12 protein-coding genes are annotated in these 15060 nt (G+C 64.6%); 10 read left to right on the top strand and 2 right to left on the bottom strand.

All coding sequences use genetic code 11. The features are described 5' to 3' along the window. Positions 1–52: 52 nt before the first annotated feature. From ACQ4WR_RS09040 to ACQ4WR_RS09030, 3 genes are read left to right on the top strand one after another with little or no spacing between them, the layout of a single operon-like run. On the top strand, positions 53–1537 hold the full coding sequence (locus ACQ4WR_RS09040; protein WP_102295639.1) for an NCS1 family nucleobase:cation symporter-1: 1485 nt from the start codon (positions 53–55) through the stop codon (positions 1535–1537). A 17-nt stretch (positions 1538–1554) separates the two neighbouring features. Continuing rightward, a complete protein-coding gene (hydA, locus tag ACQ4WR_RS09035; RefSeq protein WP_436486738.1) occupies positions 1555–2946 on the top strand; it encodes a dihydropyrimidinase in 1392 nt (463 codons plus the stop codon). A gap of 10 nt (positions 2947–2956) precedes the next feature. Further along, positions 2957–4192: a Zn-dependent hydrolase gene (locus ACQ4WR_RS09030; RefSeq protein WP_436486736.1), complete on the top strand. Its 1236-nt coding sequence runs from the start codon at positions 2957–2959 to the stop codon at positions 4190–4192. Between the two features lie 20 nt (positions 4193–4212). Here the strand turns inward: ACQ4WR_RS09030 and ACQ4WR_RS09025 are convergent, their stop codons facing one another. Together ACQ4WR_RS09025 and ACQ4WR_RS09020 are read right to left on the bottom strand one after the other, a co-directional pair. Then, positions 4213–5967 (bottom strand): allantoate amidohydrolase, encoded by a 1755-nt coding sequence (locus ACQ4WR_RS09025; protein WP_436486734.1) that lies wholly within the window; start codon positions 5965–5967, stop codon positions 4213–4215. Between the two features lie 73 nt (positions 5968–6040). Then, entirely contained in the window at positions 6041–6979 is a 939-nt protein-coding gene (locus ACQ4WR_RS09020; RefSeq protein WP_092798123.1) for a LysR family transcriptional regulator, read from the bottom strand. Between the two features lie 131 nt (positions 6980–7110). On the opposite strand from ACQ4WR_RS09020, the gene ACQ4WR_RS09015 reads away from it, so the two are divergent. The 7 genes from ACQ4WR_RS09015 (at position 7111) to ACQ4WR_RS08985 (ending at position 14926) form a co-directional block, all read left to right on the top strand. Beyond that, positions 7111–8343: a urate hydroxylase PuuD gene (locus ACQ4WR_RS09015; RefSeq protein WP_436486732.1), complete on the top strand. Its 1233-nt coding sequence runs from the start codon at positions 7111–7113 to the stop codon at positions 8341–8343. Continuing rightward, positions 8340–9575, top strand: coding sequence for a M20/M25/M40 family metallo-hydrolase (locus ACQ4WR_RS09010; protein ID WP_436486730.1), 1236 nt, complete (start codon positions 8340–8342; stop codon positions 9573–9575). Before ACQ4WR_RS09015 ends, ACQ4WR_RS09010 begins: the two co-directional genes overlap by 4 nt. 72 nt (positions 9576–9647) lie before the next feature. Continuing rightward, the gene (locus ACQ4WR_RS09005) at positions 9648–10562 is read left to right on the top strand and encodes a LysR family transcriptional regulator (protein WP_436486728.1); all 915 of its coding nucleotides are present in this window, start codon (positions 9648–9650) and stop codon (positions 10560–10562) included. A gap of 200 nt (positions 10563–10762) precedes the next feature. Next, complete coding sequence (locus ACQ4WR_RS09000) at positions 10763–11434, top strand: hypothetical protein (protein ID WP_436486726.1); 672 nt, start codon at positions 10763–10765, stop codon at positions 11432–11434. 109 nt (positions 11435–11543) lie between these two features. After that, on the top strand, positions 11544–12890 hold the full coding sequence (locus ACQ4WR_RS08995; protein ID WP_436486724.1) for an MFS transporter: 1347 nt from the start codon (positions 11544–11546) through the stop codon (positions 12888–12890). Positions 12891–12899: 9 nt separating this feature from the next. After that, complete coding sequence (locus ACQ4WR_RS08990; RefSeq protein ID WP_436486722.1) at positions 12900–13577, top strand: DUF2848 domain-containing protein; 678 nt, start codon at positions 12900–12902, stop codon at positions 13575–13577. A 5-nt stretch (positions 13578–13582) separates the two neighbouring features. Then, positions 13583–14926 (top strand): amidase, encoded by a 1344-nt coding sequence (locus ACQ4WR_RS08985; protein WP_436486720.1) that lies wholly within the window; start codon positions 13583–13585, stop codon positions 14924–14926. Positions 14927–15060 lie beyond the last annotated feature (134 nt).

Genomic DNA, 15060 nt, shown 5'->3' with positions numbered 1-15060 from the left:
CCGTATCCCTGGCGCCCGTGCGCGCCAGCGGTCTCACCGATGGAGCAACCCTGTGAACCACGACTACTCAGGCAACACGCAACTCTGGAATGAAGACCTGGCGCCCACCACGGCGGCGCAGCGCACCTGGCGCTGGTACCACTTCGCCGCGCTGTGGGTCGGCATGGTGATGTGCATTCCCGCCTACACCCTGTCGGCCAGCCTGATCGACAGCGGCATGTCCGGCTACCAGGCCGTGCTCACGGTATTTCTTGCCAACGCCATCGTGCTCCTGCCGATGCTGCTGATCGGCCATGCAGGCACCAAGTACGGCATCCCGTACGCCGTGCTGGCGCGTGCCTCGTTCGGCACGGCGGGAGCGCGCCTGCCGGCCCTGATGCGCGCCATCGTCGCCTGCGGCTGGTACGGCATCCAGACCTGGTTCGGCGGCCAGATGATCTACACCCTGATGGGCGTGCTGATGGGCCATGAACTGGGCGGCGAGAAGATCGCCGGCCTGGGCATCAATGGCAGCCAGCTGCTGTGCTTCCTGGCTTTCTGGGCCATCCAGTTCTATTACATCCTGCACGGCATGGAGTCCATCCGCAAACTGGAAACCTATACGGCACCGCTGAAAATCCTCATCTGCTTCGTGCTGCTGTACTGGGTGCACAGCAAGGCCGGCGGCGTGGGCAGCCTGCTGGACCAGCCATCGCAATTCATCCCCGGCGGTAAAAAGGCGGGCCAGTTCTGGAGCGTCTTCTGGCCATCGTTGACGGCCATGGTGGGTTTCTGGGCCACCCTGGCCTTGAACATTCCCGACTTCACGCGCTTTGCCAAGACGCAGCGCGATCAGGTGCTGGGCCAGTCGATCGGCTTGCCCGTGCCCATGGGCCTGCTGGCCATGCTGGCCGTGATCGTCACGGCAGGCTCCGTCGTCATGTACGGCAAGGCCATCTGGGACCCCGTCGACCTGGCCAGCCGCATGACGGGTGCCGCCGTGCTGATTGCCCTGATCATCCTGCTGATCGACACGGTCAGCGTCAACCTGGCGGCCAACCTGGTGGGGCCCGCATATGACTTTTCCGCGCTGGCGCCCAAGCAGATCTCGTACAAGATGGGCGGCTACATCACGGCTTTCATCGCCATCATCATGATGCCGTGGAAGGTGCTCGAATCGACACAGGGCTACATCTTCACCTGGCTGATCGGCTATTCGGCCCTGCTGGGTCCCATCGCCGGCATCCTCATCGTCGACTATTATTTCGTGCGCAAGACGCAGCTCGACGTCAGGCAGCTGTACCGCGACGACGGCGTCTACTCGTATGGCAGTGGCTGGAACATGGCGGCCCTGATCGCCTTCGTCATTGCCGTGCTGCCGAACATCCCGGGCTTTCTGAATGCGGCCTTTCCCACGGCGTTCCCGGGAGTGGCTGAAGGATTCAAGACCATCTATACCTACGCCTGGTTCGTGGGCGTGGCCATCGCCGCCGTCGTCTACGGCGTCATGATGAAGGGCAAGGTGGCGGCGCACGTGCAGCAGGCGCCGCAGTCGTAATCACTCAAGGAGACAAGATGACTACACTGATACGTGGCGGCACCGTCGTCAACGCCGACAGGGCATTCCGCGCCGATGTGCTGATCGAGGGCGACATCATCGCCGCCGTCGGCGAGAATCTGGCCGTACCGGCAGGGGCTACCGTGATCGACGCGGGCGGCCAGTACGTGATGCCGGGCGGGATCGACACGCACACGCACATGAATCTGCCCTTCATGGGCACCGTGACGTCCGACGATTTTTTCACCGGCACGGCAGCGGGACTGGCGGGCGGCACCACCACCATCATGGACTTCGTCATCCCCGCGCCGAAACAGTCGCTGATCGAGGCCTACCACCAGTGGCGCGAATGGTCGGCCAAGGCGGCCGGCGACTATACCTTCCACGTGGCGATCACCTGGTGGAGCGAGCAGGTGCATGAAGACATGGGCACCCTCGTGCGCGAGCATGGCGTGAACAGCTTCAAGCATTTCATGGCCTACAAAAACGCCATCATGGCCGATGACGAAACCCTGGTAAAAAGTTTTACGCGCTCGCTGGAGCTGGGCGCGCTGCCCACCGTGCATGCGGAAAACGGCGAGCTGGTTTTTCAATTGCAGCAAGCCTTGCTCAAGAAGGGGATCACGGGGCCGCAGGCGCATCCGCTGTCGCGCCCGCCGGCCGTGGAAGCGGAGGCGGCCAACCGCGCCATCGCCATTGCCAACGTGCTTAATACGCCTGTCTACATCGTGCACGTCTCTTGCGCGGAATCGCTGGACGCCATCACGCGTGCGCGCGCGAATGGCCAGCGCGTGTATGGCGAGGCGCTGGCAGGGCACCTGGTGATCGACGACAGCGTCTACCAAAGCGACGATTTTGATTTCGTCGCCGGCCACGTCATGAGCCCGCCGTTTCGCGGCAAGCACCATCAAGCGGCCTTGTGGCATGGTCTGCAAAGCGGCAACCTGCACACGACGGCCACCGACCACTGCACCTTTTGCGCCGAGCAGAAGGCGGCCGGCAAGGATGACTTCACGCGCATCCCGAACGGCTGCGGCGGCGTCGAGGAACGCATGGCCGTGGTGTGGGATGCGGGCGTCAATTCCGGCATGCTGACGCCGTCAGAATTCGTCAAGGTGTCGTCCACCAATGCGGCGCAGATCTTCAATATGTATCCGCGCAAGGGCATCGTCGCCGTCGGCAGCGACGCCGACATCGTGCTGTGGGACCCGCAAGGCACGCGCACCATTTCCGCCGCCACGCAGTTCGCCAAAGGGGGCTTCAATGTCTTCGAAGGACGCACCGTGCGCGGCATCCCCAGCACCACCATCGCCGCCGGCAAGGTGGTGTTCCACAAGGGCGAGTTGATGGCCGTCGAGGGGGCGGGGCGGTATATCGGGCGCCCGGCTTTTTCCGCCACGACCGCATAAGGAGTTGACGATGGATGCATTGCGTATCAATGGCGAACGCCTGTGGGCGGCGCTGATGGAACTGGCGCAGATCGGCGCCACGCCGAAGGGCGGCGTCAAGCGCCTGGCCCTGACGGACCTGGACAAGCAGGGGCGCGACCTGGTGGTGGGCTGGGGGCGCGAAGCGGGCATGAGCATCACGATCGACCAGATCGGCAACGTCTTCATGCGCCGCGACGGCGCGGACAATACCTTGCCACCGGTGATGACGGGCAGCCATATCGACACCCAGCCCACGGGCGGCAAGTTCGACGGCAATTACGGCGTGCTGGCTGGCCTGGAAGTGGTGCGCACCCTGAACGATTTGCACATCAAGACGCGGGCGCCCATCGAAGTGGCCTTCTGGACCAACGAGGAAGGCTCGCGCTTCGTGCCCGTGATGATGGGTTCCGGCGTGTTCTGCGGCGCCTTTTCGCTCGAAACCGCTTACGCGGCCAAAGACACGGAAGGCAAGACGGTGGGCGAGGAGCTGGCGCGCATCGGCTATCGCGGAGACCAGGTGCCGGGCGACCACCCGATCGGCGCCTACTTTGAAACGCACATCGAGCAGGGCCCCGTGCTGGAAGACGCGGACAAGGTGATTGGCGTCGTGCCGGCCGTGATGGGGCTGTCGTGGTATGACTGCGTGGTGACGGGCATGGAAGCGCATGCGGGCCCCACGCCCATGGGCCTGCGCAAGGATGCATTGCAGGTGGCCACTACCATCATGCAGGAGGTGGTGGCCATTGCGAACCGCTATCCGCCTTACGGGCGCGGCACGGTGGGCATGGTGCAGGTCTTCCCGAACAGCCGCAACGTGATTCCCGGCGAAGTCAAATTCAGCATCGACCTGCGCAATGTGAACGACGAACTGCTCAACACCATGCATGGCGAGATCACGGCTTTTATCGACGCCACGCGCGACAGGACGGGGCTGGGCATTTCACTGGAAAGGGTGTCCTACTACCCGCCATGCCCGTTCCACCCCGACTGCGTGGACGCCGTGCGCAACGCCACGGAAAAGCTTGGCTACTCGGTGATGGACGTGGTCTCCGGCGCCGGCCACGATGCCATCTATGCGGCCAGGCTGGCGCCGGCCGGCATGATCTTCGTGCCCTGCAAGGACGGCATCAGCCACAATGAAATCGAGGATGCCAAGCCCGAACACCTGGAAGCGGGCTGCAACGTGCTGCTGCACGCAATGCTGGAGCGGGCCGTCGCCGTCTAGCGGCAGCGGCCCGGCTCCGTTCAGGGCTTGGGTTGGAAGTTGCGCAAAAAGGCCAGCAGGGCGCGCGCCGCGATGTCGGCGTCGTCCGCCGTCATGGTTTCCAGCGGGTTGTGGCTGATGCCGCCATTGCCGCAACGGGTAAACAGCATGGCCACGTCGGTGATGGCGGCCATGGCCATGGCGTCGTGGCCGGCACCCGACAGCAGCGCGTACGGTGCGATGCCGACCGATTCCACGGCTTGCGCCAGCTGCGCCATCAGCCACGGCGCGCAAGGCGCCGCGCTGATCGACAGCAGCAGTTCAAGCTGATAATCGATCTGGCGCCGCGCGCAGATGGCGGCGATGCCATCCAGAATATCGTCGACGGCCGCCTGGCGTACCGCGTCGCTGGCCGCGCGGATATCCAGCGACAGGGTGCAGGCGCCGGCGATCACGTTGACGGAGCCATTCGGCACCTGCAGCTGCCCCACGGTGCCGACCAGCGCCTCGCCCTGGTTGCAGCGCTGTTCCACCAGCAGGATGATTTCGGCGGCCGCGCTGGCCGCATCCTTGCGCATGGTCATGGGCGTGGTGCCCGCGTGGCTGGCCACGCCGCCCAGGGTCACCAGGTAGCGCGAGCTGCCGGCGATGGCCGTGACGATCCCCAGCGGCAGGTCGCGTTCCAGCAGCACGGGACCCTGCTCGATATGCACTTCCACATAGCCGAGCAAATCGGCCGGATCGCGCGCGATGGCACCGATGGCGGTCGCTTCATGGCCGGCGGCGGCCAGCGCCTCGCGCATGCTGACGCCGTCCGCGTCACGCTGTTCCAGCAGCGCCACGTCGAACCTGCCCGTGACGGCCGTGCTGCCCAGGAAAGTGCTCTTGAAGCGCACGCCTTCCTCTTCGGCGAAGCCGACGATCTCGAAGTGAAACGGCAGCTTTTCGCCCCGCTCATGCAGGTGGCGCACGATGGCGATCGGCAGCACGATACCCAGGCGGCCGTCGTACTTGCCGCCGTTGCGCACCGTGTCGTAGTGCGATCCCGTCATCAGGGTTTTCGCGCCGGGCGTGTCGGACAGATAGCGTCCGACCACATTGCCGACAGCATCGATATGCACCTGCATGCCTGCTTCCGTCATCCACGCGGCCAGCTGCGCGGCCGTTTTCCGGTGCGCCGGCGTCAGGTAGGCGCAGGTCAGGTTGTAGTCGCTGTCGCTCCAGCCGGCCAGGGTTTCCGCCTGCTGCATGATGGCCGGGCCGAAGTCCAGGCGCACGTCGAACAGGTCGTTCAGCCGCAGCTCGGCGATGCGCTTGATCTGCCGCAGCGATTCGGCCAGCTCGTCGGCGCGGCGGTTTTTCAGGCGCCGCGCAAAGGTGGCGATGATGTCCTGGCGCGTCAGGCCTTCACCCGTCGGTCCCTTGACGGCAAGGATGAAGGGAAAGCCGAACTTGGCGTTGTAGTCGCTGTTGAGGCGCTGCAAGGTGGCAAATTCGTCGGGACTGCACAGGTTCAGGCCTGACTTGGCCTGCTCGCGGGTGGATTCGGCCGTCAGCTGGCCGGCGATGGCGGCCTTGCCGGCCAGCTCGGGATGGGCGCGGATCAGTCCCAGCTGTTCTTCCGGCGAAGCCAGGGCCAGCACGCGCTGCAGCTCTGCCTTGAGCGCCGTCAGGCTGGCGAAGGGCATGGCGTGGGCGGCGCGCTGGGCGATCCAGGGCGAGTGTTCGTAGATGCCGTGCAGCCGCGCGATAAAGTCGGCCGGGCTGCTGGCGTTCAGGTCTGAAAGGGTGGTCATGGTTTTCCGATCATGCAAGCGGTGATGATAGCGCCCCGTCCTGGCGTCCATTATATGCGCGCGCTGATAGCGCCTATCGCTGCACCAGCGCCTTGGCCGCGGCGCTGACCTGGTCGCGCAGCCATTTGTGCTCGGGCGCCTGGTGCACGCGCTGGTGCCACAGCTGGTAAAAGCGCATCGGTGGAAATTTCAATGGCACGGTGTACGTTTTCAGCGCCAGGGTCTTTTCATAAAAGCGCATGAACTGCCGGCCCGTGGTCAGCACCAGGTCGGTCTGCGTCAGCATGTAGGGGATCAGGCCGAAATACGCCGATTCCACCACCACGTTGCGCTGCAGGTTCTGCCGCTCCAGGAAGGAGTCGATCACGCCATGATAGCCGGGCATCATCTGCGACGGCGCCACGTGCGGCAGGCTCAGATAATCGTCCAGGGTCATGGCGTCGCTGGCCGTGCGCCGCGCGTAGGCGTTTTCCGCGTGCATGGCGCAGATGATGGGGTCTTCAAACAGCTTCGAGATGTGCAGGTGGGCGGGCGGCTCGTCCCAGTTGGCGATCACCAGGTCCAGGCCACCGTCTGACAGCTGGCGGATATGGTCGATGCCCGGCCCCAGGCTGTGCAGCACCACGCGGCTTTTCGGCGAACCGCGGCGCAGCAGCGCCACCACGTTGGGCAGGAACTGGCTGTCCAGATAGTCGGGCGCGGCGATGTGGAAGGTGCGCGCTTCTTCCTGCGCCACGAACGGCGTCTTCTTGACGAACAGGCTTTCCGTCTGGTCGAGGATGCGCTTGGCCGGATTGAGCAGGCTTTCGCCATGCTGGGTGGGCACCATGCCGCGCGCGCCGCGCACCAGCAGCGGGTCGCCCGTCAGCTCGCGCAGCTTGCGCAGTGACGCGGAAATCGAGGGCTGCGGCTGGTTGAGTTTCAGCGCCACGCGCGAGACGTTTTTTTCCACCAGCAGCAGGTAGAGGATGCGGATCAGGTGCAAATCGAGGTGTTGCGGCAGGCTGGACATGGGCTGGTGGCTCTGTTGTATATCGAATTGAATATGTCAAATATACGATATTTTTCATGTGACGGGCGGTAAATCCGTTTATCTTGTGTAGATTGGCACGAATATTGGTTCGGTCTGACTAGAGGAAATTTATGGAAGTATTTGCCTACCTGATTCCGTACGGCCTTGAATGGCTGAACCTGATCGTCCGCTGGCTGCACGTCATCACGGGCATCGCCTGGATCGGTGCTTCCTTTTATTTTGTCTGGCTCGACAACTCGATCCGCCCGCCGGCACCCGGTTCCGAGCTGGCGAAAAAAGGCGTGTCGGGCGAACTGTGGGCCGTGCATGGCGGCGGCTTTTACAATCCGCAGAAATACCTGGTGGCGCCGGCCGAACTGCCGAAGGAACTGCACTGGTTCAAGTGGGAAGCGTATTCCACCTGGCTGTCCGGCTTTGCCCTGCTGACGATTGCCTACTACTTCAATGCGCAAGCCATGATGATCGATAAATCCGTGGCGGACATCTCCAGCGGCCAGGCTGTCGGCATCGGCATCGCCACCCTTGTCATCGGCTGGACCGTCTATGACTTGCTGTGCCGCTCGAAGCTGGCGCAATATGAACTGTGGTTCGGCGTGACCGTGTTCGCGCTGATCGTCGGCGCCGCCTATGTGCTCACGCATCTGCTCAGCGGACGCGCCGCGTATATCCATGTGGGTGCCATGATCGGCACCATCATGGTGGCCAATGTGCTGATGCTGATCATTCCCGGCCAGCGCAAGATGGTCGAGGCCATGGCCGCCGGCAAGCTGCCCGACCCCAAGCACGGGATGAAGGCCAAGCAGCGCAGCGTGCATAACAATTATTTCACCTTGCCCGTGCTGTTCATCATGATCAGCAACCACTACGCGATGACCTACCGCAACGACCATGCCTGGCTGGTGCTGGCGCTGATCATGGCGGCCGGCGTCTTCATCCGCCACTTCTTCAACCTGCGCCACAGGGGGCGTGTCGAGTGGCGCTATCCGGCCCTTGGCGTGGCCTTGCTGCTGGCCGTGGCCGTCGCCATCGCGCCGAAAGCGCCGGTGGCCGTGGCGGCCGCGCCAGCGGTGGATCCGGCAGCGCAGTTCAAGAGCGTGCATGCCATCATCGCGCAGCGCTGCGCCACCTGCCATTCGGCCCAGCCCACGCAGCCGGGCTTCGCCACGGCGCCGGCCGGCATGATGCTGGATAATGAAGCGGAAATCCGCCAGCACGTGGCGCAGATCTACAAGCAGGCCATCGAACTGAAGGCCATGCCGATCGGGAACCTGACCAATATGACCGACGCCGAGCGCAGTGAGCTGGGCGTCTGGCTGCAACAGACCATGCAAGGAAAAAAATGACAACGCACGCAGAACAGATTACGGCCTGGATCGACGAACACTTCGACGAGGAAGTCGCATTCTTGCAAAAAGTGGTGCAGCAGCCGACGGACACGCCGCCCGGCAATAACGCGCCGCACGCGGAACTGGTGGCCCAATTGCTGCAGGCGTATGGCTGGCACGCGGAAAAACACGCGGTTCCGGCCGACCAGGTGGAAGCGTACGGCATGCAGAGCATCACCAATCTGATCGTGCGCCGACCATATGCGGCCAGTGGACCGACCGTGGCCCTGAACGCGCATGGCGACGTGGTGCCGCCCGGCGACAACTGGACGTATCCGCCGTACGGCGGGCAGATCGACAACGGCTATATGTACGGCCGCGCAACGGCCGTTTCGAAAGGCGATTTCGCCACCTATGTGTTTGCCGCGCGCGCCCTGGAGGCGCTGGGCATTCCACTCAAAGGCCAGCTGGAACTGCACTTCACGTATGACGAGGAATTCGGCGGCTTGCTGGGGCCGGGCTGGCTGCTGGAGCAGCAACTGACCAAGCCCGATTTTGTCATCGCCGCCGGTTTCAGCTATGGCATCGTCACGGCGCACAACGCCTGTTTGCAGCTGGAAATCACCGTGCATGGCAAGTCGGGCCACGGCTCCATGCCGGAGACGGGGCATGACGCGCTGCAGGCGGCCAACAAGATCCTCAACGCCATCTATGGCCAGTTGCCGGAGCTGAAAAAGATCAAGTCTAAGGTGGCCGGCATCGACTCGCCCACCATGCTGGTAGGCCGCATCGACGGCGGCACGAATACCAATGTGGTGCCGGGCAAGGTGGTCATGAAGATGGATCGCCGCATGATTCCGGAAGAAGACCCGGTGGCGGTGGAAGCGCAGGTGCGCGCGCTGATCGAGAATGCCGTGCGCGGCGAACCTGGCATCCGCATCGAGATCCGCCGCCTGCTGCTGTCGCATGCGTTGCGCCCCTTGCCGGGATCCGAACAGCTGGTCGGCAGCCTGCAAAAGAATGCCCAAGCCATCCTCGGCGAAACCATTCCCGCCGTCGGTACGCCGCTGTACGCGGACGCACGCCTGTATGGCGAGCGGGGCATTCCTGCCGTGCTGTATGGCGCCGGCCCGCGCACGGTGCCCGAATCGAATGCGAAGAAGGCCGATGAACGCCTGGCGCTCGAGGATTTGCGCAAGGCCAGCAAGATCGTTGCCCTGACCTTGCTCGACTTCCTGGGTGAAAAATAGGGCAGGGTGCTTTGGCTTACAATGGGGCGAACTCACCATCGTGAAGAAAACCCCATTGATTGAAGAGCCAAATTGAATACCCGTTTTCTCGAAGCGTTTGTCTGGGCCGCGCGCCTGGGCAGTTTTCGCACGGCCGCCGACAAGCTGCACATCACGCAGGCGGCCATTTCCAACCGCATCGCCTCGCTGGAGCAGGACTTCGGCACGCGATTGTTCGACCGCGATGCGCGTGAAATCCGCCTGACCTTCGCCGGGCGCAACCTGCTTGGCTATGCCGAACGCATGCTGGAACTGTGCCGCGACATGTATGCGGCCAATTCCTCGCCCGCGCAGATCACGGGCGAAGTGCGCATCGGCGTCATCGAAACCATCGTGCATACCTGGCTGATTCCCTTTTTGCAGCGCGTGCAGGAACGCTATCCGGGCATCGAGATTCAATTGACGTCCGAATCGACGCGCCGCCTGCACGAACAGCTGCAGCAGGGCGAGCTCGATATCGCGCTGCAGACGGACATGCTGACGGGCGACCATATCCGCAGCACGGGCAGCGGCGCCATCGCCATGGGCTGGGCAGGGCGGGCGGCCGACTGGCCCGACACGGGTACGCCATGGACGGTGGCGCAACTGGCGCAGCATCCGATCATCACCATGAACCGCGGTTCGCAGCCGCATTCCGCGCTCAAGGCGCTCTGCCAGGACGAGGGTGTGCAGCTGGGACGGGTGCATTGCGTCAGCTCGATTTCCGCCATCGTGCGGCTGGTGAAGTCGGGCTTCGGCATCGCCGTGCTGCCGCTGGCGCCCCTGCGCGAGGAAATCGAGCAGGGCAACATCGCCCTGATCCCGTGCACCAGCAGCCTGGCGCCGCAGCGTATCGTCATCAGCTACAGCGAAGATATCACCACGGAGGCGATCCAGCTGGTGGCCATGCTGGCGTGCGAAGAGGCGGCCCGGTTTAGCGTGGGGCTCGCGGAGGAGTACGGTGCTTGACGCTGTGGCGTAGGTCGGATTAGCGCTTGCGCGTAATCCGACAACATTGTTGGCCCATCCCGCAGCGAGTCAACATTGTTGCCTCATCTCCACCCACAAGAAAAACTTATCAGTCGCGTTCAGAATAACCCGTTTGCCAAGCGAAGGCGCGCCACCTATTCTGGGTTGGCACACCACTCATAACGCAGAACGGAACCATCATGACGACGTCCCCCACCTTGCCCGGCATCCTGTTTGTCTGGACCAGCGCCGACCCGGAACACGAACGCGATTTCAACCGCTGGTACGACCGCGAACACGTGGAAGAGCGCGTGCGCATTCCCGGCTTCGTCAGCGGCACGCGCTATCAGAGCGTGCGCGGTCCCCGCAAATACCTGGGCCTGTATCGCACCGTGTCGCTGAACGCCTTCCAGACCCCCGATTACTTCAAGGCCTTCGGCCAGCAGACGCCATGGTCGGTGACGAATTTGCAGCGCATGCGTGACCCGATGCGCAGGGTCTGCGCCATCGAGGCGGAAACGGGCATGGGCACGGGTGCCTGGCTGGCCGTGCTGCGCCTGGGCGCGCCAGCCATCGGCCAGGACGCGCAAGCGGTAGCCGGCATGGCGGCGCTGGGTGAAAAATTGCTGCAGATCGATGGCGTGATCGCCACGCGTCTGCTGATGCCCGACGCCAAGCTGTCCGGCCCCCTGCCGGCGGAGCAGAAGGAGGGCCGCGTGCTCGATCCGATTTTCCTGGTCGACGCGTCGTCGGAAAGCGCCGCCGTCGCGGCTGCCGATGCCGCCAGCGCGGCGCTGGGACTCGATGGCGCCGAAGCGGCCATCCTGCAACTGTCCTGGCAATTGCGCGAGGCCGACCTGCAGGCTGCCTGACACGCCTGCGCGCATCTTGCCGGCACGGATAACACGAGACACGGGCGACGGCGCAGGACAAAGCATCCTGCGCCGCGTCTGCAATAAAAACTGACGAGAGAGCTAGCTTATGACTACACACACCACCGCGCGCCCCACCGCGCAAGGCAGCACGCATAGCGGCGCGCATGCGGCCGCACCGGGCGGCAAGCCCAAGACGGGCCGCCTGGCCACGGCCAGCATGGTCGGCACGACTCTGGAATGGTATGACTTCACCGTCTACAACACCATGGCCGCGCTGATCTTCAACCATCTGTTCTTCCCTTCCTTCGACCCGCTGACGGGCACCATCCTGGCCTTTTCCACGTATGCGGTAGGCTATATCTCGCGCCCGATCGGCGGCGTGATCTTCGGCCACCTGGGCGACAAGCTGGGGCGCCGCTGGGTGCTGGTGGTGACGCTGATGCTGATGGGCGTGACGACGGGCCTGATGGGCCTCTTGCCGACGTACGCCACGGCCGGCATCTGGAGCCCCATCCTGCTGGTGGCGCTGCGTTTCGTGCAGGGCATCGCGCTCGGTGGCGAATGGGCGGGCGCCGTGCTGATCTCCGTCGAACACGGGGCGCCGGACAAGCGTGGCCGCAACGCCTCGTGGACGCAGGTGGGGCCGTCGTTCGGTACCCTGCTGGCGACGGGCTGCATCGGCCTGATCACGTATCTGCTGCCGCATGAAGCATTCATGGACTGGGGCTGGCGCATGCCGTTCATCGCCAGCCTGCTGCTGGTGGCGTTTGGCATGTGGATACGCAGCGGCATCGATGAGACCCCGCTGTTCAAGGAACTCGACCAGAAGGATGCGAAGGCCGAAGCGCCGATCGGCGACGTGCTGCGCGTCTACTGGCGCCGCTTGCTGATCGCCGGTGGCGTGCGCATCGGCTCGGACGTGCTGTATGCGCTGGTGGTGGTGTTTACCCTGACGTACGTGACGACGGTGCTGCATCTGTCGTCGACCCTGGCATTGACCGCCATCATGATCGGCACGGCCTGCAATGCGCTGGCGGTGCCCGTCTTTGGCGCGCTGTCGGACAAGATCGGCCGCCGCCCCGTGTATGCGCTGGGCGCCGTGCTGGGCCTCGTGTGGGCGTTTGCCTTCTTTACCTTGCTGGACACGGCCAGCCCGGCCGCCATCGTCACCGCCGTCGTCGTGGGCCTGGTCATCCACGCCATCATGTATGGCCCGCAAGCGGCTTTCGTCATCGAGCAATTCCCCACCAAGGTGCGCTACGCGGGTTCCTCGCTGGCCTATACCCTGGCCGGCGTCATCGGCGGCGGTTTCGCCCCGCTCGTCATCGCCAGCCTGTACCGCTCGTACAACAGCACCATGGCCGTCTCGCTGTACGTGGCGGCGGCCTTGCTGATCACCGGCGCCGCCGTCTTTGCGGCACGCGAAACGGGCCGCGGCCCCCTCGAAGAATAAGGAACAATCATGACTACGCATACCTTTACCCTGGCCGGCCACGGCCCCGTCACCTTCGACATCGACAGCCTGGTCATCGCTGGCTGGACGGGCCGCGACATGGCAATGGTCGAGCACCATATCGCCGAACTGGAAGCCATCGGCGTGGCGCGACCGAAAAGCGTGCCGACCTTTTACCGCGTAGCAGCAAAGCTGCTGTCGAGCGACGCGGTCATCGAAGTGCCGGGCAGCGACTCGTCCGGCGAGGCGGAATTCGTGCTGTTCTCCACCGAATACGGCCTGCTGGTGGGCATCGGCTCCGACCATACGGACCGCAAGGTGGAAAGCTATGGCGTGACGGTGTCCAAGCAGATGTGCGGCAAGCCCGTGGGCGACACCCTGTGGCGCTATGCGGACGTGGCGGGCCACTGGGACCAGCTGCAGATGCGTTCCTGGCGCGAACGGGCCGGCGTGCCGGCGCTGTACCAGGATGGCCCCGTGACGCGCATGCTGTCGCCGGAAGACCTGATTCTGCGCTACACGGGGCAGGCCAGCCTGCCGCTGGGCAGCGCCATGTTCTGCGGCACGCAACCCATCATCGGCGAGATGGGCCATGGCGACGCGTTTGCACTGGAGCTGTATGATCCAGCCTTGCAGCGCCGCCTGCAGCACCGCTATGCGGTGCAAACCCTGCCCGTGGAAGGATAAAAAAAATGACGAAGACCATCCGTGAACTGGCCGCCGACCTGGCCGCCGGCCGCATCACCAGCGTGGCACTGACAGAGCAGATGCTGGCGCGCGCCGAGGCGCACCGGGCGCAGGGCGGCCATGCCTATGTCAGCCTCGATGGCGAACAGGCATTGGCCGAAGCGCGTGCCAGCGACGCGGCGCGCGCCGCCGGCATCGTGGCCTCGCCGCTGGCCGGCCTACCCATCTCGATCAAGGACTTGTTCGACGTCAAGGGGCAAACCAGCAGCGCGGCCTCGCTGGCGCTGGCCGATGCGCCGCCCGCCGCTGCCGATGCGGGGGCCGTGGCGCGCCTGCGCGCGGCCGGCGCCGTCCTGCTGGGACGCACCAACATGAGCGAATTTGCGTTCTCGGGCCTGGGCCTCAATCCCCATCATGGCACGCCGCGCCATCCGCTGGACCGCGAACGGGTGGCCGGTGGCTCCACTTCGGGCGGCGCCGTGACGGTGGCGCTGGACATGGCGGCTGGCGCGCTGGGCACGGACACGGGCGGCTCGATCCGCATCCCGTCCGCCTTTTGCGGCCTGACGGGTTTCAAGCCGACGGCCGCTTCCGTCTCGCTGGCCGGCACTGTGCCGCTGTCGCGCTCCCTCGATTCGGCCGGCCCCATCGCGCGCAGCGTCGATTGCTGCGCGGCGCTGTACGCGGCGCTGTCGGGCCGCGAGATCGCCGCTGGCGCGCCAGCGGTGAAAGGACTGCGCTTCGGCTTTACCCTGGACTACGTGGGCACCCATGTCGAGCCGCAGGTGCAGCAGGCATTCGACCGTGCGCTGGACAAGCTGCGCGCGGCCGGCGCGCTGGTGGAGCAGTTCGATTTCCCGGAATTGCTGGAGCTGCCGACGATCAATGGCGGCGGCGGTCTGGTGGCGGCCGAGGCCTGGCACTGGCACCGGGCGCTGCTTGAAGAGAAAGGCGCGCAATACGATCAGCGCGTGGCGGCGCGCATCCGCCGTGGCCAGCAGCAGGGTGCAGCGGATTATATCGACCTGCTTGATGCGCGCGCGCGCCTGATCGCCGCCGCGCAACGGCGCCTGGCGCCATTCGACGCCTGGCTGATGCCCAGCGTGGCGATTTTGGCGCCGCGGCTCGCGCCGCTGGAAGCGGATGACGCCACCTTTTTCGCCACGAATGGCCTGGTGCTGCGCAACGCCAGCGTGATCAATTTCCTTGACGGCTGCGCCTTGTCGCTGCCTTGCCACGCTGAGGGCGAACTGCCCGTGGGACTGGGCATCTGCGCCCTGGCGGGCGCCGACGAACGCATGTTGCGGATTGGCCGCGCGGTGGAGGCCTTGTTGGGTGCACAACAATAAATAGTGCTGCGGTGCAGGAAAATGCCAACTCTGTACTATGATGGCTGGTATTGACATGGGATAGTCGCGCTTCGGGCGCCGGCAAACTTCACACTGTGCACCGATACGACCTGATTAGCTGTCATGATTGCGGC

The organism is Janthinobacterium amylolyticum (assembly GCF_051380655.1).
Classification (GTDB): Bacteria; Pseudomonadota; Gammaproteobacteria; order Burkholderiales; family Burkholderiaceae_D; genus Janthinobacterium.
Note: the sequence above shows the minus strand (reverse complement) of the source record. Positions and strands in the feature narration are given on the sequence as shown.